The sequence below is a fragment of the Gemmatimonadales bacterium genome (genome assembly GCA_036500345.1).
GTDB lineage: Bacteria > Gemmatimonadota > Gemmatimonadetes > Gemmatimonadales > GWC2-71-9 > Palsa-1233.
The window spans coordinates 22,907-43,797 of the sequence record DASYCE010000027.1; the positions used below are offsets into that span (position 1 = coordinate 22,907).

Annotated in this window: 17 protein-coding genes and 1 riboswitch; of the genes, 1 reads left to right on the forward strand and 16 read right to left on the reverse strand. The window is 65.9% G+C overall.

All coding sequences use genetic code 11. From position 1 onward, the window contains the following. Positions 1-29 precede the first annotated feature (29 nt). The 14 genes from VGM20_12330 to VGM20_12395 all read right to left on the reverse strand — a co-directional run bounded on the left by VGM20_12330 (position 30) and on the right by VGM20_12395 (position 15,499). Positions 30-689, reverse strand: coding sequence for a hypothetical protein (locus tag VGM20_12330; protein HEY4101650.1), 660 nt, complete (start codon positions 687-689; stop codon positions 30-32). A gap of 18 nt (positions 690-707) precedes the next feature. Continuing rightward, the gene (locus VGM20_12335; protein HEY4101651.1) at positions 708-1,277 is read right to left on the reverse strand and encodes a YceI family protein; all 570 of its coding nucleotides are present in this window, start codon (positions 1,275-1,277) and stop codon (positions 708-710) included. A gap of 250 nt (positions 1,278-1,527) precedes the next feature. After that, a complete protein-coding gene (locus tag VGM20_12340; protein ID HEY4101652.1) occupies positions 1,528-2,583 on the reverse strand; it encodes an LLM class flavin-dependent oxidoreductase in 1,056 nt (351 codons plus the stop codon). Continuing rightward, positions 2,583-3,596 (reverse strand): hypothetical protein, encoded by a 1,014-nt coding sequence (locus VGM20_12345; protein HEY4101653.1) that lies wholly within the window; start codon positions 3,594-3,596, stop codon positions 2,583-2,585. The genes VGM20_12340 and VGM20_12345 overlap by 1 nt, the downstream gene beginning before the upstream one ends. A gap of 118 nt (positions 3,597-3,714) precedes the next feature. Next, positions 3,715-3,785: riboswitch (SAM riboswitch) on the reverse strand. Between the two features lie 69 nt (positions 3,786-3,854). Then, complete coding sequence (locus VGM20_12350) at positions 3,855-4,343, reverse strand: GNAT family N-acetyltransferase (protein HEY4101654.1); 489 nt, start codon at positions 4,341-4,343, stop codon at positions 3,855-3,857. Next, on the reverse strand, positions 4,340-4,810 hold the full coding sequence (locus VGM20_12355; protein ID HEY4101655.1) for a DinB family protein: 471 nt from the start codon (positions 4,808-4,810) through the stop codon (positions 4,340-4,342). The genes VGM20_12350 and VGM20_12355 overlap by 4 nt, the downstream gene beginning before the upstream one ends. After that, positions 4,807-7,242: a fused MFS/spermidine synthase gene (locus VGM20_12360; protein ID HEY4101656.1), complete on the reverse strand. Its 2,436-nt coding sequence runs from the start codon at positions 7,240-7,242 to the stop codon at positions 4,807-4,809. Before VGM20_12360 ends, VGM20_12355 begins: the two co-directional genes overlap by 4 nt. 27 nt (positions 7,243-7,269) lie before the next feature. Then, complete coding sequence (locus tag VGM20_12365) at positions 7,270-9,558, reverse strand: prolyl oligopeptidase family serine peptidase (protein HEY4101657.1); 2,289 nt, start codon at positions 9,556-9,558, stop codon at positions 7,270-7,272. A gap of 119 nt (positions 9,559-9,677) precedes the next feature. Continuing rightward, positions 9,678-10,808, reverse strand: coding sequence for a potassium channel family protein (locus tag VGM20_12370; protein ID HEY4101658.1), 1,131 nt, complete (start codon positions 10,806-10,808; stop codon positions 9,678-9,680). A gap of 113 nt (positions 10,809-10,921) precedes the next feature. Then, the gene (locus tag VGM20_12375; protein ID HEY4101659.1) at positions 10,922-11,203 is read right to left on the reverse strand and encodes a hypothetical protein; all 282 of its coding nucleotides are present in this window, start codon (positions 11,201-11,203) and stop codon (positions 10,922-10,924) included. An 86-nt stretch (positions 11,204-11,289) separates the two neighbouring features. Further along, the gene (locus VGM20_12380) at positions 11,290-11,973 is read right to left on the reverse strand and encodes a hypothetical protein (protein ID HEY4101660.1); all 684 of its coding nucleotides are present in this window, start codon (positions 11,971-11,973) and stop codon (positions 11,290-11,292) included. Positions 11,974-12,012: 39 nt separating this feature from the next. Then, positions 12,013-12,258 carry a hypothetical protein gene (locus tag VGM20_12385; GenBank protein HEY4101661.1) on the reverse strand — a complete coding sequence of 82 codons (246 nt, stop codon included), beginning with the start codon at positions 12,256-12,258 and terminating at the stop codon, positions 12,013-12,015. A 113-nt stretch (positions 12,259-12,371) separates the two neighbouring features. Continuing rightward, positions 12,372-13,085, reverse strand: coding sequence for an ROK family protein (locus tag VGM20_12390; GenBank protein HEY4101662.1), 714 nt, complete (start codon positions 13,083-13,085; stop codon positions 12,372-12,374). Then, positions 13,082-15,499 (reverse strand): glucan 1,4-alpha-glucosidase, encoded by a 2,418-nt coding sequence (locus VGM20_12395; GenBank protein HEY4101663.1) that lies wholly within the window; start codon positions 15,497-15,499, stop codon positions 13,082-13,084. The genes VGM20_12390 and VGM20_12395 overlap by 4 nt, the downstream gene beginning before the upstream one ends. A 115-nt stretch (positions 15,500-15,614) precedes the next feature. On the opposite strand from VGM20_12395, the gene VGM20_12400 reads away from it, so the two are divergent. After that, positions 15,615-18,143: a DPP IV N-terminal domain-containing protein gene (locus VGM20_12400; protein HEY4101664.1), complete on the forward strand. Its 2,529-nt coding sequence runs from the start codon at positions 15,615-15,617 to the stop codon at positions 18,141-18,143. 6 nt (positions 18,144-18,149) lie between these two features. Here VGM20_12400 and VGM20_12405 read toward each other — a convergent pair whose 3' ends face one another. Both VGM20_12405 and VGM20_12410 read right to left on the reverse strand, forming a co-directional pair. Then, positions 18,150-20,297 carry a CHASE3 domain-containing protein gene (locus VGM20_12405; protein ID HEY4101665.1) on the reverse strand — a complete coding sequence of 716 codons (2,148 nt, stop codon included), beginning with the start codon at positions 20,295-20,297 and terminating at the stop codon, positions 18,150-18,152. Between the two features lie 125 nt (positions 20,298-20,422). Next, entirely contained in the window at positions 20,423-20,824 is a 402-nt protein-coding gene (locus VGM20_12410) for a hypothetical protein (GenBank protein ID HEY4101666.1), read from the reverse strand. Between the last annotated feature and the right edge of the window lie 67 nt (positions 20,825-20,891).

The window sequence follows — 20,891 nt, forward strand, 5'->3', positions numbered from 1 at the left end:
CGGCACCGGAGAGAGGAATGAGGAATGGTTCATTTGGGTAGGTGACGACCCACGGGGGGATCTGACACGTCGCACCGTTCCCGCACCAGTTGTCGAACGATCGGCGAGTTCATCATGAACGGGTGTCGCGTCGCCACCGCAATCCATTCGGCGCCGTCGAGGTGCGTTTCGTCGGTTGCAACAATCCCGTCGTTGACATCATCGCCGAACGGGCTCCAGCGCCCATTGATGCCGCGAGTCCCCGCGATGATGGTGACCGGATCGACCGGCGGCGGAATGCGACTGATCCGGTCCTCGTCGGCGAGGAGTGCACCGGCGTCTCCGTTGAGGAGATGATACCACCACGCCCCTCCGAAACGGCGCGCGAGCCGCGGCGAACGATTGGGCGTACCGAGCATGATGACGCGTCGCGGGCGCGGCACGCCGGCCGGGATCTGCGCCAGCGCCGCTCGAAGGAGGAGTCCGCCAAGGGAATGGCCGATGACGACGTACTCGTCATCGGGCTCGCGCGCGATTCGACCTGCAAGACGCTGCACGATGGCGTCGAACGGCTCGCGCGCCGCCAGGTAACCGAACAGCTCGGCCCGCATCCCCGAACGGCGCAACGCGTGCGCGATGCGCCACATCGAGAACCTGGTCCGGCCAATGCCGTGAACCAGCAGCGCGCGAAGCGGGGGCGAAGCGGTCACCCCCGCAAGGTAACCGGCCTACTTGAGGTGCGGCCGCATCAGCTCGGTGTTGATGATGATCTTGATCTGATCGCTCACCGCGACGCCGCCGGTCTCCAGCAGCTGGTTCCAGAGGAGCCCGAAGTCGGTGCGGTTGATCGACGCAGTGGCGCTGAAACCGAGCCGGTCGTTCCCCCACGGATCGGGGCCGTTCCCCTCCGCGGTCACGTCGAAGGTGACGTCCCGCGTGACGCCCCGAATGGTCAAGTCGCCGATCAGCTTGAACGACTTGGTGATCTCGCCTTCAATGTGGCGTCCCTTGAAGTTCATCGTCGGAAAGTGCTCGGCATCGAAGAAGTCGGCGGAGCGCAGATGGGCGTCGCGCTGCGCATTGCGGGTGTCGATGGTATCGATCGGCACGGTGACGTCGAGTTCGAGGGGAATGCCGTGCTCGGGATTGTAGCGCAGAGTGCCGGAAGGACTCGAGAAGCGTCCCTTGACGTTGGAGATCATCAGATGCCGCGCCGAGAATTCGACCTCGGTGTGGCTGGAATCGATCTGCCAGGGTGCGGCGGCGGTGTCGGTGGTCTCAAGGGTTGCGGTGGTCATCGTCTGCTCCATCGGGCGGCGGCCGCCCGTCATGTTGTTCCGGCGCCTTCAGTACAGCGCCAAATAGTTCACATATGAATTATACAGCACTTACTACAACCGTCAAGAGGGGCTCCCCAGAGCACGTCTACCGGGGTGGACGAGCCACCTCGCCGCGCGGTGCACGCCTCGGGACGCGATCTCAATACCGCCAACCACGCCGCACGGGGCGGTATTCCGCCCCCTCGTGGCTCTGAGCTTCTCCCCTGGTCTAGGCGACTGCCGCGCTGATGACGCCATCGGCGAACCGTTCCATCTCCTCGTATTGCGGAGAGCATTGCAGGAGGAGGAGGGTGACCCCGGTGGCGGCATACTCGGCGATCCGGTCGGCGACCTGATCCGGGGTACCGACGAGCCCGGCGCGGAGGCCGCGATTCGAAACCGAATAGTCCTCGACGCTGACCCGCTGCTCGAGCTTCGTGTTGGCGATCCAGTCCTGATAGTTGCCGTACCCCGGCGAGCCGGGAGCCACTGCCGTGATCCGCTCGACTTCGCGCTTCGCTTCCGCTTCGGTGGGACGGACGATCGCGTACGCAGCCATGCCGAACTCCAGCGGCGGGAGATCGTGGCCGAGACGTTCAGCGGCCTGCTCGCGGCGAGTGCGAAGGTCAGTGATGCGGGCGGCGATCCGGTCTGGCGGGTCGCCATGCATCACGTACGCGTCGCACTTTTCGGCGATCAGCGACTTCGCGGCATCAGATTCGCCGCCGGCGTAGATCGTCGGCCGGGTGCGGTGGGCGAGCGGGACCGGTTTCGGCTCGAGGATCAGGTCCTCGACCTGGTATCGGCTACCGCGGTACTGCAGCACCGATTCGCTCCACGCCCCGGTAACGACGTCGAGCCATTCTGCGGTACGTGCGTATCGATCGTCGTGCTCGTCGAACGCCGCGCCATATCGTCGCGCCTCATCCTTCCACCACGCCGACACGACATTGAGTGCAAGACGGCCATTGGAGATGCGATCGATATTGGCCGCCTGCTTGGCCAGGATCGCCGGCGGATGAAACGACGGGCGCACCGCCACCATCAGTTCGAGGCGCGACGTGACGGCGGCGAGCGCGGCTGCCGTCGACCAGGCGTCGAGTGACGGTGCGTGAATTCCCTTGATGTCGTTGAGCAGCAGCTCGGCGATCAGTGTGAGGTCGTAGCCGATCTCTTCGCTGCGCTGCGCCAGTCGCTTGACGTATTCCCACGACGCGGGGACGCCTTCGTTTTCGACGTTGCGGAGCCATCCGCCGAAGACCGGAAGCCAGTATCCGTAGCGCATCAGGACACCCCCGCCGCCAGCGCGGATTCCAGATAGGGCCCGCTCGCAGGCTGCTCGATCCGTTGTTCGAGATAGTCGACCAGCCGGGCGAAGGGATCGAACCCAACCACGTTCGGCGCGTCGGCGACGAAGTTGGACAGCGCGTTGATGTCGTAGAAATACGCCTCGCCGTCGCGGTCATCGATCAGGTATTCGATGCCGCCGACGTCGAGCTTCGCCGATCGGGCGATCAGTTCGACCGCCTCGACGATGGCGCGCGGTGGTGTGGTGGCTTCGACGCGCAGCCCGGTGCGCGGAGCATCGAGCGCGCAGGCGCCGCGAACCAGCTCCTTGCCGTTGGTGGTCTGACAGGCGTCGGCGGGGCAGAGGTCGAACGATCCGGTCGACGGATGGACATTGATGGCGTAGAGATATTTTCCGCCGAGTGTCTCGACACGGGTGATATGACCACCGGCGAGCGGGGCTGCTTCCTGTACGAGCGCGGTGCCATCGGGCCCGAACGCGAGTTCGCCGGCGGCGGCGGCGTGACGCAGTGCTTCCGCCGAATCGAATCGGGTAATCCCGGCGCCCGACCCGCCGACGTTCGCCTTGATGAGGATGGGGAAGCGGAGCCCTCGCGCCGCGTCGCGCGCTTCGGTGGCAGCGTTGATCACGCGGCTCCGTGGTGCGCGCAGTCCGAGCGAGCGGAGGAGGTCGAGCTGATTCGCCTTCGAGAGTTCCAGCGCATAGATGTCGGCGCCGTTGACGACCGGCACGCCGAGCCCTTCGAGATGCCGCAGCCAATGGAGTGTGTGGAACGTGGACTGGCCGTGCTCGCGCAGGTACGCCGATGGCGACGCGCGATTGAAGACCAGCGACCACGGCAGGTCGGTTTCGCCGGGGTCGTACCAGTGCGCGGCGGCATTGAGCCGCAGCCAGGAAAGGCCGCGGCGATCGAGTTCGGCAAAGAGCGGTCGGAACCAGTCCGGATGCTCGTAATAGATGGCGAGGGGGCCACTGCGACGTCGGCTCATGCGATCACTCCAGCAACAGGTGATGCCGCACGGCGCGAACGGAATCGAAGATCACACCACGGGCCCCGGGTGGGGGCGCGCGGTCCGTCGACGACAAAGCCCGGGCAGGAATGCAGCCGCCCGGGCGTACGCGTTTTAGCTCTTGTTTAACGTGGCGGCAATAGGCGGCAAATCACCACGACATCAATTGTGCTCCAACTCTAGCGGGGCCCGGCAATCGGCGTCAAGGGAATCGGTATCAATCCGGAAGCGTCGCCGTCACGATCCAATCCCGGCGAGGGTCCTGAGCGCGCCACCGGTCACGCGGAAGACCCGCCAATCATCGAGCCGCACCGCGCCGAGCGCGCGGTAGAAATCGATCGCGGGCTGGTTCCAGTCGAGCACCGCCCATTCGAAGCGCACGCAGCCCCGTTCGACCGCGAGCCGCGCGAGATACTGCAGCAGCTGCTTCCCCACGCCGCGGCCGCGATATGGCGGGCGGACAAACAGATCTTCGAGATAAAGGCCGCGCTTGCAGAGGAAGGTCGAATAGTTGTGGAAATAGAGCGCGTATCCCGCCGCGCTGCCATCGACCTCGGCAATCACCACCTCGGCCTGTGGATGGACGCTGAAGAGCGAGTCGTGGAGATCCCGCTCGGTGGCGACGACTTCGTGCGCCAGCCGTTCGTACTCGGCGAGCTCGCGAATCAGCTGCAGGATGAGCGGAACGTCGGATTCCATCGCCCGGCGGATCGTGGCCACGCTCACCGTGGCGCGCCGGCTGCGGCACGCGTCAGGAGCGCGACCTGTCCAGCGTGATAGAGCGAGTGTTGCACGACGCCGTGAAGCATGACGTACCGCGTGTAATGCTTTCCCGGCACCGGTACCTCAAGATCGGGATCGGTGAGACGCCGCACGGCTGCCACGAGTTTCTCATGCATGCGATCGAGCGATGCGATCGTCGAGAGCCAATGCTCGGAGGTCGTGTCGCGGATCGCGGGCCAGTTCTCGTCCTCGGTTGGGTCCACCTGTCCGTCAAGACGACGCCGCACCACGTCGAGCCATGTCTCGATGTGCCCGGCGAGTTCCCAGATGCTGTGTATTCCGGGAACCGGATGCGCAGCAGCGGTGGTTGCGTCGACATCGACCAGCAGGTCGCGGAGCGGCGTGCCGTGCCAGGCGTGGCCGCAGTATCCGCGTTCGATCTGGTCGGCGATCCGCTCGATTTCGCTCATTGCCCGGTCGTCCCGGCGGCAGCGAGCGCCGCGATGTGTTCGGGTGACCCGACGAACAAACCCTCGGGATACCGGCGGTACTGCAGGATGTTGCGATAGATCTCGTCCTGCGCGTAGACGTTGACGCCGAGACCGGCGAGATACTCGAGCCGAAGATTGCGATCGCGGTTGACCTGCGCGTCCTTGAGGTAGGGACCAAGATCCTGCGCCCGACCGGCATACGTGGCAAAGAGGTCGACCCACGAGTTGAATCCGATCTCGCGGAGCGACTGCGCGACCTGGGCGTAGCGCGGATTGGAGAGGCGCGCATCGATCGAATCGAGATTGATGCGGGACGGCTCGACCTGCCCCATCAGTACCATGTCGTATCCCGCGCCATTGTTGGTATTTCCCCAGACGATCGCGTTGGGGAACGCCTCGAAGAATGTCGCCATTTCACTCTTGACCGCAGGCTCGCCGCTTTCGTACAGCTGCACGAAGATCGTGACGACGCCGCCGGGATTGAGATGCTTCTTGGCGATCTCGAAAAATTCACGGCTGTAGAGCGTTGCGGCGCCCTTGACCCAGGGATCAAACGGATCGGAGGTGATGGCGTCGAACTTCTGGTTGGTGGTCAGCAGGAAATGGCGTGCGTCGTCGATCTGGACGTGGACCTTCGGGTTGTCGACGACATTGTAGTTGTGCGCGCCGAAGAACTTCGACACCACCTTCGGCACCAGCGGTTCGATCTCCGCGATCGTCTCGCTTTCCACGTCGGGAGAGATGCTCACCGCACCGGCGGTCACGCCGGCACCGCAGCCGATCACGAGGACGTTCCGCGCGTGCGCCGGGATCAGCGTCGTGAGATGGCCGAGCATCCGCTGCAGCCGCATGTCCTGCGGTTCGCTCGATGCCTGCACCTTGCCGGCGTTGTGATAGTTGAGCACCCCGTTCTGGAGCCGCGACACCGCCATCGACGAGTTCATTCCCTCGCCGGTGTAGATGAATTCTCCGGTGTTGCCGAGCCACACAGCCGAGAGTCGCCCGTATCCGATCAGCAGTCCCGACGGGCGGTCGACAAGTGCCGCGCCGCCGATCAGCATCACCGCGAGGAGTACCGCGACGGCGATCCCGTTCCTCGTGATCGTCGCGCGCTCGCCCACAGCGCGGGCCGGGAGGACCAGGAGCAACAGTGCTGCTATTCCCGCGAGCGCGATCAGCGTCCGCTGTCCCCACTGCGTTCCCTTCCACGGCAGCAGCACCAGTGCTGTCAGCACGGAGCCGACGATGCCGCCCACGGTATTCGCCGCGTACACCCGGCCAACGAGGCGCGCAGGATCTTCCGTGCCGCGCACCACCGCCGCGAGCGCCAGCGGGAACGATGCGCCCCAGAGGAGTGCCGCGGGGGTCACGACCCAGAGGCAGCGGACGAAGTCGATCTCGAAGAGCGCGGTCGGGCGGCTCGAGAGGATCGGATTGACCGGCCAGTAGGGGAGGACATTCACCGCGGAATACGCGCCGAGGGCGATGGCGATCATCAGCAGCGCCTGACAGATACCGAGGGCGCGCCGCGGATTGGGCGACGTTCTGCCGATCGAGGAGCCGACGGCCGATCCGATGCCCAGTCCGATGAGGATCGCGGCGATGATCAGCGAGAAGGTGTAGACCGTTGCGCCGAGGAGGAGCGACAGAAGGCGCGTCCAGAGGACTTCAGCGCCGAGCGCCGTCATTCCGGAGAGGGCGATGGCGAGATAGACCGGCCACCCGTCGGCGAGCCACGAATCGTTGGCAGTACCTGCGGTCGCCGGTACACTTGCGTTCTCGAACGGTGTGATGCGTGAGAGGATCAATCCGATCGCCGCCACGACGAGGTTGATCCCCGCGGCGACGAACGTGGCGTACATCACGTCGTGCTTGCTCAGGAGATCGAAGCCTGCGAGGAGGCAGCCGCAGACCGCGCCGAAGATGTTGCCGCCGTAGAAGAATCCGAGCCACGCCACACCACTCGGCGTCGTCTCGATCCAGCGGGCCACGGCCGGAAGAGTGGCGCCCATGCAGATCGTCGGCACCAGGAGGCAGAGGGCGCAGAAGAATCCCTTGACCAGCAGCCCGGTGAATCCGGCGCCGCCGATGGCGATGTACAAGCCGCCCGCGTACGGCAGGCCGAAGAGGATCGCGACGCCGCAGACGGCGATGACCAGCTCGAGCAGCGCGTAGACGCGCAGGGGATGTTCCTCGCGCGGCATGTAGCGATGCAGCAGCAGCGACCCGATGCACATCCCACCCATGAAGGTGCCGAGGAGCACGCCGATCGAAATCGCCGACGAACCGACGATCAGCGACAGCATCTGGAACCAGACGACTTCGTAGATCAGCGCAGCGCACCCGCTTCCGATGAAGAGCATCAGGAGGAGCGGAAGGAGCCGGGTGGAGCGCGATGAGGACACGGTCATTCGGGTACCGGTTGAGGGTGAACGGGTCTACTTCTCTTCGGCGACGTGCGGCGCCGGTTCGGCATTCCAGACGAAACGATGCAGGAAGTCGCCCATCCGCGAGAAGATGTCGAGCCAGCGCGAATGCAGCAGCGATTCGTGGACATCGTCGGGAATGACGGTGAGATCGTAGTAGATGTCGTGGGCACGCAGGAGCTGCACCAGCCCCACCATCTGCGCGAAGTCGACATTGCGGTCGTCGTCGCCCTGCTCGAGAAAGACCGGAGACCTCCAGTGATCGATCTGCGAGATCGCCGATGAGCGGTATGACAGTGCCGCGGTGTCGAGCGTGTTGCCGTAGAGATGCACCCCGGCCAGATCGGCGCCGGCGATGAAGATGTCGGAATTGCGGGCGAGCGCCTGCGACGTGAGCAGACCACCGTACGACAATCCCCAGATCCCGATCCGCTTCGGGTCGACGTCGTCGCGGGTCTGCAGGTACTTGGCGCCGGCGAGCACATCCTGATATTCGGCGTTGCCGCGCGCTTCGGTGTTCTGCGCGCGACGGAAGGTACGACCGTAGCCGATGCCGAGGCGGTAGTTGATCGACAGGACGACGTAACCCTGCGATGCAAGCCACTGATTCACCGCATAGGCCCAGTGGTAGAACTGGAAGTAGTGGTACCCGGGCATCATCTGGCGCTGCGGTCCGCCGTGCACGAACACCATGGTGGGACGCCGCTCCCCGCTCTTGAGATCAGCCGGCAGGAAAAGGTCGGCGTGAATTTCCAGTCCGTCGGGCGCCTTGTACGTGACGACTTGCGGCACCACTTCGCTCGCGAGCGGGAAGTCGGTTGGCAGCGAAGTGATCACCTTGGGAATTCCGCCCGCGACCGGCACCGTCGCGATCGACGCGGGGCGCCTGGCGTCGGCGTAGATCACGGCGATGGTCTTTCCGGAAGCAAGCGCCGCAGGATAGGTCTCGATACCGTCGCCGCTGGAAACCTGGCGCGGCGGTGAGCTCCCATCGACCGGAACCGCCCAGATATGCCGCCGTTCGATGTCGTTGGCGTTGGTGCAGTAGAAGAGCGTCGTGCCGTCGCGCGAGAAGGTCGCGGACGTGGCGTCTTCGATCAGGCCGTTGGTGGTGGTGAGGACCACCGGAGAGGGTGGTGGATTGTTGATGGAGATCGAGTAGTAACGATCCCATTCCTCGTTCTGCGGCGAGAGCGGGAAGACGAGATGATCGTTCTCCCAATGCAGACCGTTGATCGCGGTGAAGACGCGCTCGTTCGGGGCGTTGTGCCACACTTCACGAGCCTGGCCGGTGGCGACGTCCGCGACGAGCAGTTCCAGCGTGGATCCGCCGCGGAACTTCGCGACGAAGAGTCCGGGGGGCTGTCGCGCGGTACCGCTGTCACCGCCGACGCCGCCTCGTCCGCCACGACCGCCGCCTCCGCCACCACCGCCGTTACCACGCCCGCCCGGGACGCCCTGTGGATTCGCGGCAACTCCGGCGGGGAAGCCGACGCCGCCACCGCCCGACTGCGTCTGCCGCCCGAATGGTGTGCCGGGCCGGCGGACGAAGGCGATCTCTTTTCCATCGGGTGACCACGCCGGTGAGGCATCGAAATCGACGCTCGGCGCGAGGAACGAGACGGTCCGGGTGCGACCGTCGTAGACGCCAACCAGTGAATGATTCTGGCGCTGGCTCACGAAGGCGATCTTGCTGCCGTCGGGCGACCAGACGGGGTCCGTCTGACGACCCCATTCACGAATGAATGCCGTCCCCGCAGTATCCATCCGCGTCGTTGCCGGTGCCGGCGAGACGCGAGCGCGGTAGATCTGGGAGTCGCGCGAGAAGAGGACGTATCGCCCGTCGGGCGAGAGCTGCGGATTGCTGCCCACCGCGACACGGAAGGGAACTCCTGCACCGGGCCGAACCGCCCAGATCGCCCGCTCGGCGCCGTTGGGGTCGTGGGTCGGATCGGCGATCCATCCGGCGCGATTCGGATCGGAGCCGCGCACGAAGACGATGGTCGATCCATCATCGGAGATCGCGACGTCGGTCAGGTCGGTCCCGTCGTCCTTGAGAAACGATGTGAGCCGCACCGGCCGGAACGCCGGGCCGACCGCGCTGTAGACATTCCGCATCCCGCGATCGTAGGTCACCCACGCGATGCGATCCGCGTGTCGCGCGGAGCGGACCTCCATCGCCTCCTGCGACGACAGAAACTGGGCAACGGTGGGATGAGCCTGGGCGATCAGTGCGGGGGCCGCCGACGTGACGAGAGCGGCGCTGATGATCGCGCTGGAGACGCGGAACGCGCGGAACATGATGCCTCTGGGTCGGGTGGCGCGCCCGGGGCAGCGGCCCGGCGCGGAGGATAATCGTAACGCCGTCTGCGATACGCCGCTGGTCTGCGGCGGGGCCAAGAACCGATCTGCAACGCCCGCTAGAAGTGGTCGGGCTCGTTTCCGTCGTCGGCGCGATCTTCGGAGGGCCGAAGCTTCCATGGCGCCGACTGCCAGTTGTCCGGGCGCTGCTCGTCGCGGATCCAGACCGGGAGCGGAATCGCCAGGTGCCGCGACAGGGCCAGGACATATGGTTCATACATCCGCCGCAGCGCCGTCAGCTGATTACCGGTCTTCCGATCGCGAAATGTCATCCCCGCATTGCCGAGCTGCTCGATCATCTTGGCAAACTGGTTCCCGTCGAGGCGCTCGGCGAGTTCCATCGGTTGCGGCGCCGAGAAGACCTGCGCCAGGTCGACGACCGCATGCCGCGCCATCGCGAAGGTGAGTTGTGCCTGCCGCATGCACCAGCCATCGAAGCCGATCATCACCAGCGCGCTGGTGTCGAGCATCGTGGTGAGGGCAGCGAGCCACGATTGATTGCCGTGCTGCGACCGGAAGTACGCCAGGACGGGATACGACAGATGGCTCTCGAGCACTTCGGCCGACCATCGCTCCCATTCTGCGAGGAGTCGGGCGAGATCGGCGTGATCGACGTCGCTCTTCTGGCGCAACAGCAATTCGGTGGCGCACGGCGGGGAGCCGGCGCGCGCATCGAGCATCGAGATGGCGATCTCTCGCTTGGAGAACGCCTGGTAGATCACCGGGAGATATCCGATGATGATGGCGAGAAACGCGAACCCGATCCCCGATTCGCAGACCGTGATGAATTTCGCCACGGCCACGCGCGGAACGACGTCGCCCATGCCGAGGGTGAAAAAGGTCGTGCCGCTCAGGTACAGATCGTCGAAGAACCCCGGCGCGTGACCGTCGGTGCGGATCGCCGAGCCGAAGCTCCAATGCAGCATCCCGAATGCGAATACGATGGCGAAGGCCCAGATCGACAGCAGGACGAGGAGCGAGAGCGGTCCATACCAGCTGAGGGAATTCTCGCGAAACTTGGGCGGGAAGCGCTCGGCACCCAACCGCCACGGACCCCACGTGGTCCGGTAGAAGAAGGATGTGAGCCGGAACTTCCGGCTGACACGCCTCGGGAGAATGATGGTTTCAAAGGCATCGCGGAGGGTGGCGACCAGGAGCGCAAAGCCTGCGATTGCGACGATGACGTGCATTCAGATCGATACCCGCTCGAGCGAAAAGGCGCAACGTCGCGGCGTGAACCCGGTCAGCCGGCCGTGACGTGCGCCCCTCGCCGCGAGTCAGTTGGAATGAGCGGTGGAAGCTCCTAGTGCTTCCGCCGCGCCCGGGCCATCGCTACTCCGGCGGCGGTCGCCGCCGCCACACCGGCCACGGTTGCTGCCACCTTCACCCGTTTGGCTTTCTTCGCCTTGACGGACTTGCTGTTCCTGAGCCCTTCGGCGACTTCGAGGGCCACTACGGCAGCGGCGGCACGGACGCCAGCCTTCGCCGCCGCCCGTGCCGCCGTCTTCGCCACCTTCTTCACATGTTCAGCGTTCTTGCGATTCCGCTCGAACGCCGATTTCGCGGTCTCTCTCATCGTGGTCATCGTTCCTCCCGAGCGAATGGTCGGCGCTGTCCTGCGCGCGCCCCTTACCCATCGGAGACGATGCCCTCGCGAGCAGCGACACTGTTCTAGTGCTTCAGCGCCCAGTCATCGATGTGGACGTCGATGTTGTGGTTGATACGGATCCCGGCCTGCCCGCTGGTCGAGGCCCCGTCGAGCTGACTCTTCGCGATCGCCTTGACCAGCTTGCCGTTGATCAGGAAATGGACCGTGTCCTTGGCGACATGGATCATCAGCGTGTTGGTGGCGCTGCCATCGGTCGGTGAGTCGCGGTTGATCGCCGCTTCCGGTGCTGCAGCGTTCTCCGGAACGATCGCTGTGTTCTTCGAGCCGTTGCGATGGGAGATCAGCATCGATCCGTCAAACGGCTTGATGGCGAGGTAGAGATAGTTCTGCGTCGAGTCCTGCAGGTTGGAGCCGCCGATGAAGATGCCGAACGCTTCATGCTGCAGACTCTTCGACTGCTTGAACGTTGCGGAAACGCTATACTGGCCGCTGCCGACATCCTTGGTGTTGTAGTAGATCGCCGCCGGTCCGCTGGTCACGTGGTAGCCGCTCCCCATCGTGACGAACGAGACCGCCGTCGGCGCCGGCATCGGCCGATTGCCGCGGGGCGGATCGAAGCGCATCATCCACCCGGCGGGGAGCTTGCCGCTGCCCTGGATGGCGTTGGTCGGATCGCCGCGCTGGGCGGACAACGTTCCCACCGCCGCCAAGGTCACCAGCGCCACTGCTTTGAAGGTCTTCACCATCGGACTGATCCTCCTGAGTTGGTCAACGTGAGCGGTGGTTCATTCCGCCGCGGCGCCGAGATTCTCCTCGAGCCACGCAACGAGACAGCGATCGACATCGTCGGGAGCCTGACTGGGATGCTGCAGCATCACCGGCCAGCGCCGCCCGGGTCCCATGAGGAACCAGGTCGGTTCAACAGCGGGCTCCTCGCGCCGCGGATTGGCCGGGTGTCCCTCGTACGAGACGAAATGGAAGACCCGCCCCCGAAGCGTCAGGTGCCGCTGTTCGACCTTGTAGCTGGTCATGAAACCTCGCAGATCCGGGGGTAGAGGCGGCCGAAAGCACGACGCGACAAATCTACCCCGCCGGGTCCGGCATGGCGCATCATCAGATCAGAACGGCGTTCGATTGGAGCGGGCTACCGCGTCCTGGCTGGCCGGGGAATCCGTTGATGGGCCGGCTTCCAGAGCCGCATCCCCCCGCGGAAGGCGTCGGCGTTTCCGCCCAGGATCGTCCCCTCGGGGAGCTGGGCCCGATGGCGGGCGAGATGGCGGGCGTTGCCGCCGCCGATCAGCACGTAGTGGGCCTGCATCGCCACGGTGAGGCGGGCCACGACGTCGAAGACGAACCGGCGCCACTGGTGCGCGCCCTTGCGCCGGAGGTACTCGTCGCCGAGGTAGTCTTCGAAGGTGCGCTCTTTCCGGTAGGGGAGGTGCGCCAGCTCCAGCGGCTGGAGGTGCCCCTCGACGACCAGCGCCGATCCGAGCCCGGTGCCGAGGCCAAGGAAGAGCATCCGGCCGCCGCGATAGCCGCCGAGGGCCTGCATCGCAGCGTCGTTGATCAGGTGGGTCGGGTGCTTGAAGGCGCGCTCGAAATCAAAGCCGGTCCATCCAGGTCCGAGATTGTGCGGGTCGGCGCTCGCCCGTCCGTTGACGACCGGACCGGGGTAGCCGATCGAGATGACGTCGTAACTCCACTCCTTCGTTGCCGCTCGCACCGCGGCAACCATCTGCCGCGCCGTGAGCGTCGGCCCCGAATCGAGCTTGGTGGGTGTGCGCTGCCCCGTTGCCAGGAGCTTGACGTGGGTTCCGCCTACGTCGATGACGAGGACCGTCGGATGATCAGGAATCATCGACCTTCCGAGTCGGGGCGCACGATCGTCACGGTGAAATCAACTCCCTCCCAGCGGCGTGCCTCGGTCCAGTACAGGGTGAAGACGATCTCTCCGCCGGCGGCGACATCGCCGGTGGCGAGGTCGGCGATCTGCATGTCGAAGGTCGAGTCGGTGGTCGGGGTGTCGGCGTGCGTGGCCCAGCCGTCGCGGCTCCAGTGCACCACCGCAGCGGCGGTCGTCTCGATGCGCAGCAGCTGCCCGGCGGTCATCGAATGCAGTTTGTGCGAAAAGCGCCACGCGGCGAAGTGCGACGGCGTCTCGTCGACGAGGTACCGCTGCACTGTCTGCGGAGGCAGGTCGAAGATGGTCCCGTCGCGAAGTGAGCGGCGCAGTTTCACGTATTCGGCATGGGCCCACACCAGCGGCATCGCCGAACCTGCGGGGCGCCCGAAGTACAGTTCGCGCTCGGGGATATCGGCGGCGTCCCACGTCTGTTCGGGAAAGAGACCACCATCACTGGCGAACGATTCGAACGCCCCGAGGAGACGCATCGCCTCGGCGGTGTGCCCGGCCGCGAGTTCGTAGTGCGCGCGTTCTCCGGTGAGGAGCGGCCATGCCCGGCCGATCCCGGTGCCGTTGAATGGCGAGCCGTCGGCATGCTCGCCGTACCCGTCGCCATTGTACCGGCGCCACGCCGGACCGCTGGGGGTGTCGACCTTGAGGAGCTGATCGATCAGGCGGAGGGTCGAGACAATCCGCGGGTCGTCGGGTTTGCGCAGGCCGAACCGCACCAGCGCCAAGGCATCACAGGAGATGAGATCGCACGCGGCAACATCGGCATCGCACGCGGGGACGTTCCGGACCGAGATGCTCGACTGCAGTCGCGAATCGCCGTCTTCACCGTCGACTGGTGCCACGCGCACGTAATAGCCGTCGACATCGAAATGCGCCCCGCGCTCGGCGCCCGAGGCGTACATCCAGTGATCGATGCACGCGTTCCAGCCGTCCGCCGTTTCGCGAAGATAGCGCGCGGCATCGGGCTCGCCGGCGCGATCAGCGGCTTCGGCCGCGACCAGCAGTGCCGCGATCTCGACCGCCACGGTGAACGGCGAGTATCCGGGATCTTCTTCCCAGCGGTCCTGCGGCGACACCGGACCGTTCCGCACGATGTACCCGGCGGCCCGGCGGATCATCGGCCAGAAGCGCGCCAGGTCGGGATCGCCGATCGCTCCCTCGCGCAGCGCGAGATCGACGAGGAGGATCGGCAGCGCGGTCTCGTCCATCTGGATCCCGTTCCAGTACGGCGTCCCGTCGATCCACATGTTCTGGCCCCAGTGGCCATCCGCTTCCTGCGTGGTCTGCAGGTATGCGAGGATCCGCCGCACCTCGGCGTTCGCGCCGGCGGCGAGAAGTCCCCCGCCGATCTCCACCAGGTCCCGCGGCCAGACGAGGTGATAGCCGCCGAGATCCTCGTCGCCCTTGCTGAATCCCCACGGCACCGACAGCGACGCGATCATCCCGCCGGGGAACGTCGACGCTTCGTGTGATCGCATCACGATGGTGCTCACCCGGTAGCGATCGAGCGGATCGTCGCGGCGATGGTCGTCGAGGCGAATCAGCCGATCCTGCCATGCGTCCCACTGGCGCAAGTAGGTCGCATGCGCCATTTCGAAGCCATCATGCAGCGCAGCGCGCGCGCGATGCCCCGCCTCGGCGGCGTCGGAGCCGAACGCGAGTACCAGGAGAAATTCTCCGTCGGGCGGAATCTCGATCCCGCCGGTGAGCGCCACATTGCCGTTCTCCGCGCGCGTGTAACTCCACTGCATCGCGTTGTTGGTGGTCAGATCCTTCCAGCCATCCGACGTGCCGACAAATCCCGCCGACCGGTTGAACCACGGCACCGACGACGCCAGCGCGAGCGCCGTTCCCGCCCGCTCGGCGAAGAGCATCGGAATGCCCTTGTGCTCGTCGATCCATGCGGTGTTGCCGGCGCCACGGTTGCCGAGGTGCGGCGCCAGCAGGACATGCAGCCGGTAATCCTGGCGTTTGCCGCCGAGGGCGCTGAAGCGGGTGCGCTGCAGCAGCGCCGGCCGCTGCGGATCGGTGAGGATGTCTTTTTCGATGATATAGCGGTGTTCGAGGCAGATGTTGCGCAGTCGGTAGGCCGGCACGCCGGGGACGATCGATTCGACTTCGTGCGAGGCCTGTCGCTTCTCCTCCGACATGAAGCCGCGACCGTCGGTGACGATGAATCCCATGTCGCGGGTGCAGGCGCGGTCGACGCGCGGGTAATACACCTCGTTGATCACGCCGTGGCTCAACGTGAACCAGAGCTCGCTCGCCTCGCTCAGCGCCGTGCCGACGCCGCTCTTGGCGCTCGACGTCCATCGCGCGGGAATTCCCGGCCACCCCGGAGCAAACGACTCGCCCATGCCGAAAGGTAGTTGGCCGCACTTGCTCTCCGCGTGCGCCGCAATGATGTTGCAGCGCTCTCCCCCCACATCATCGCACCGGCAGATGTTCCGGCGCATTCATCCGAGGATCAGCATGTTGCTTCAGGTCAAACGCCACCACTGGGTCGCCGCAGTTGCAGCGTGCACCGTGGCGATTCCCGCCGCGGCGCAGCGCGTCGTGACCACCGCCGACTATGCCGCGGCGGAACGGTCGATGAACAACCTCCAGGTGACGCAGCTCGCCGCCGAAGGCCAGGTCTCTCCGAACTGGCTTCCCGGCGATCGCTTCTGGTACCGCGAGGGGAGCGGGGCATTCATCCTCGTCGATCCCGCGAAGAAGACCCACGCGCCGGCGTTCGACCAGGTGAAGGTCGCCGCGGCTCTGGCAAAGGCGAGCGGGCAGGCGGTTGACGCGCAGCATCTGCCGTTCACCTCGATCGCATTCACCAGGGATGGTCGCTCGATCATGGTCGCGGTCGACGGGAAGGAATGGAGCTGCGATGCGAAAGGCTCCAGGTGCGCCGCGCTTCCGGCCGGCACGATTCCCAAGGACGTGGGGAACGGTGGCGGTTTCGGCGGCGGTGGGCGTGGCGGACGCGGCGGGCGCGGAGCTGCCGGGGGCGGCGCGCAGTCGTCGCACGGTGAGCCGCTCAACATGGCGCCCGACGGCAAGAAGGGCGTCTTCGTGCACGACTGGAATCTCTGGGTCAAGGATCTCGCCACCGGACAGGAACGGCAGCTGACGCGTGACGGCGTCGAGAATTTCGGCTACGCCACCGATAACGCGGGATGGGTCAACAGCGATCGGGCGATCGGCCTCTGGTCGGCCGACAGCAGGATGATTGCGACGCAGCAGCAGGATCAGCGCGGTGTCGGGTTGATGTACCTGGTGTCGACGCCGAGCGGCGGCCGCTATTCCGCCAACGGCCGCGAGGGCGGACATCCGGTGCTGCAGGCATGGCCGTATCCGCTCCCCGGCGACAGCATCGTCACCACGATCCAGCGGGTGGTGATCAACGTCGAGACCGGGAAGATGGTGCGCTTCAAGATGCCGCCCGACCAGCATCGCGGCACCGTGGTCGACAACCTCAACATGGGCGACATCAAGTGGAGCCCGGATGATTCGTCGGTGGTCTTCGCGTCATCGTCGCGTGACCACAAGCATGTCTGGCTGCGCGAAGCGAACGCCAACACCGGCGACGTGCGCACGGTTTTCGATGAGAGCTCGCCGACGCAGTTCGAAGGCGGCCCCGGCGGGTCGCCGATCTGGGAAGTGATCTGGCCGACGAAGGAAGTGCTCTGGTACTCGGAGCGCGACAACTGGGGCCACTTCTATCTCTACGATCTCGCCACCGGACAACTCAAGAACAAGGTCACGCCCGGCGACGGTGTGACGACCGGCGTCCTTCGCCTCAACGACACGACGCGCACACTCTGGTTCACCGCTGTCGGCCGCGAACCGGGACAGAATCCGTACTACGCGCATTACTATCGCGTGAAGCTGGATGGGACCGGGATGGTGTCGCTGACGCCCGACAACGGGACGCATGCCGCGCAATTCTCGCCGTCGGGGAAGTATGTCGTCGATACCTGGAGCCAGACCGACGTCCCGTACCAGAGTGCGCTGCGCGATGCGACCACCGGTGCGCTGATCATGCCACTGGAGAAGGGCGCCGATCCGGCCGCACTCAAGGCGGCGGGCTGGAATCCGGTGACGACGATCAAGATGAAGGCGCGCGACGGTGCGACCGACATCTACGGGGTGATGTACAAGCCGGCCAACTTCGATCCATCGAAGAAGTATCCGATCATCAACAACATCTACCCGGGCCCGCAGTCCGGCAGCAATGGCGCCTGGGGATTCACGCCGGCCGGTGGCGAAGGGCAGGGACTCGCCAACCTCGGCTTCGTCGTCGTCAAGATCAACGGGATGGGGACGCCGGATCGCGACAAGAAGTTCCACGACGCCTACTACGCGAAAATGGGCGACAATACCCTCCCCGATCAGGTCGCGGGGATGAAGGAACTCGGCCAGCGCTACAGCTGGGTCGACCTCGACAAGGTGGGGATCTACGGGCACTCCGGCGGCGGGTTCGCGACGGCGGATGCGATGTTCCGCTATCCCGATTTCTTCAAGGTCGGCATTTCCGAATCGGGGAACCACGACAATCGCGAATACGAGGATGACTGGGGCGAGCGCTATCAGGGGCTCGACGTGAAGGGAGCAGACGGCACCGACAGCTACACCGCCGAAGCGAACGAGGACTTCGCCAAGAACCTGAAGGGGCATCTCCTCCTCGCCCATGGCACCGTCGACAACAACGTGCCGCCGTACAACACCTTCCTGGTCATCGATGCGCTGATCAAGGCCAACAAGGATTTCGACCTGCTGCTCCTCCCCAACCAGGTCCACGGCTACGGGACCGAATCGGCGTACATGCAGCGCCGGCGGTGGGATTACTTCGTCCGCTATCTAATGGGCGGCGAACCGCCGAAGGAGTACGAGATGGGGACGCAGGGTGGGCGTGGCGGCGCCGCCGGTGGTCGCGGCCGCGCCGGGGGCCGCGGTGGTGCTGCACCCGCGGGGCGCGCCGGATCGGCGGGAGGTGGCGGCGGCCGATAGCCGCCGTCAGCCGCCGTTGAGGACCGCGGTCAGCGCGGCGAGATCAACGGGCTTCACCATGTGATGATCGAACCCGGCGTCGAGTGAGCGGCGCCGGTCTTCGTCCTGGCCCCATCCGGTGAGGGCGACAAGCACGATCTGCCGCCCCCACTCGGCCGTCCGGATTGCGCGCGCGACATCGTAGCCGTTGACCTTTGGCATGCCGATGTCGAGCAGTGCAATATCCGGATGAAAGCGCTCACCCTGCTCGAGCGCTTCCGCCCCGTCCCGTGCCACCGCCAGTTCGTGTCCCATCATCCGCAGCATCATCGCCAGTGAATCGACGGCATCGGCGTTGTCATCCGCCACCAGGATCCGCCGCACCAGGCGGCTGGTCAGGACCGGACCACCCTCCCGCGCGCCGGCGGTCGGCGCGAGGACGAGCGGCAGTCGCACCACGAACTGGCTCCCGGTTCCGAGTCCCTCACTCGTCGCCGACACCGATCCGCCGTGCATCTCCACGATGCGGCGCGTCAGTGACAGCCCGATGCCGAGACCCGACCGCGCCTGTTCGAGGGAGCGGTCCACCTGGGTGAACATGTCGAAGATGGTATCGAGCATCTCCGCGGGAATGCCGATCCCGGTGTCGCGCACGGTGACCACCGCCTCGCGCCCGCTTCGCTCCACGGTGAGCCAGACGCGGCCGCCGGTTTCGGTGTACTTGATGGCGTTGCCGAGGAGATTGCCGAACGCCTGCGCCAGCCGCGTCGGATCGGCGTCAATGTGCAGCGGCGACGGCGGCATGATGAGCTTGAGCGAGTGCCCGGACTGGCGCAGCAACGGACCGACCGTTTCGAGCGCCAGGTGCACCACGGCGGCAAGATCGGTCGTCTCGCGGCGAAGCTCCAGGCGATTGCTGGTGATTCTCGAGACATCGAGGAGGTCGTCGATCAGCCGGACCATCTGCTGCAGCTGCCGCTCCATGATCCCACCGACCCGCTCGACCGTCGCGGGATCGTTCTGCGACAGCCGGACGACGCTCAGCGCGTTGTGCAGCGGCGCGAGCGGATTGCGCAGCTCGTGTGCCAGCACGGCAAGGAACTCATCCTTGCGGCGGTCCGCTTCGCGCACCCGCTGCTCGGCCCGGCTCCGCTCGGAGATGTCGCGGAAGACCAGTACCGCGCCGACGATCGTCTCACCGGCGCCGCGAATCGGTGCGGCGCAATCATCGATCGGCCGTTCGGTGCCATCGCGCGCGATCAGGACGCTGTGATTCGCGAGCCCCACGATCACGCCATCGCGGAGTGCACGGAGGGCAGGGTTGGGGACCCGCTCGCGGGTATCGTGGTTGATGACGTCGAAGACGACATCGAGCGGATGACCGGCAGCGTCGTCGGTCTGCCAGCCGGTAATTGCCTCGGCCACGGGATTGAGGAAGGTGACGCGGCCATCGGCGTCGGTAGTGATCACGCCATCGCCGATGCTCGCCAGCGTGATCCGGAAGAGCTCCTTCTGCTGATTGAGTGCGGCCGCGGCCTGTTCCCGCACCCGGACCTTGCGCCGAACGAGGTAGAAGAGCGCCGCGAGGGTGAGGAACTCGAGCGCCCCCGCGAGGACGAGCCCGGTGATGGCGAGGTCGCGCTGGCGCACGGCGCCGCCGCGGCGCTCGGTGAGCAGCGAGTCCTCATCGCTCACCATGTCGCGCACCTGGGAGCGGATCCCGTCCATCGTCGCCTTGCCGTGGCCGGACGTGACCAGCCGCTCCGCCGCCGCGAACCCTTCGTCCTGCCGCAGGGCGATTGTCTGCCGCATGTCGTCGAGCTTGTCGGCGATGGCGCGACGCAGCTCGGGGATCCGCTCGTGCTGGCGCGGATTGTCGCGCGTCATCGTGTCGAGCGAGCGCACCCGGCCGGGGAGGGCGCCGAGCGCCATGTGGTACGGTTCGAGGTATTCCGGGTCGCCGGTGATGACGAACCCGCGCTCGCCGGTCTCGGCGTCTTCAGTGCTGGCGAGGACCAGTCCCAGGGCGTCGAACACGGCGTACGTGTGCGAGACGTCGGCGGCGCTCCGGTAGAGGAAGGAGGTGCTCTGGATCGCGAGGATGGTATTGCCCGCCGTCACCGCCAGGGCCACGGCGATGCCGATCGAGTACACCTTGTCGATGGGATACTTCATCGATGTCCCGGGAATCCACGATACACGAGGAGCACGTCGCGACCTGCCGCGGCGCAGCGACCAGAGCATCGTATCGTGGCAGGGCGCCCGGTGGCAAGGCGGGGCCGATCATCCCGCCCGCTGCGTCAGGCGGTACAGAGCAGCGGATCGTGCGAACCACCGGGCGACAACAGTACCGAAAGTGGGTCGTTGACCGGCGACGTATTCACGATGACGACCGAGAGCGCAAGCGACTGCCCGTCGCGTCCGCCGTTGATCTGGAGCTCCGCGCCGGGCGAGTGCATGATGTTGCCGGTCACTGTCAGCGAGGTCGAGGTGGCCATGATCTTGCCATCGCTGGTGAGGACGATCGGCCCGTACGTGGCGTGGAGACACGGCATGTCGAGGACCGCGCCGGTCGCCGTCGCAGAAAAATGGAGGTTGTCGGCGGTCCAGTAGCCGATCAGCGTGTCACTGCTGGGCGCGTCGTGGCATCCGGCGAGCAACACGCCGGCCGCCAGGGAGAGAAGTACCGCCGGTGCTCGCATGCGACCTCCCCGGATGCAGGTGTGGATCGAACCCCCTGCGTGAGAGGACCTCGTCCACCAGCCAAAG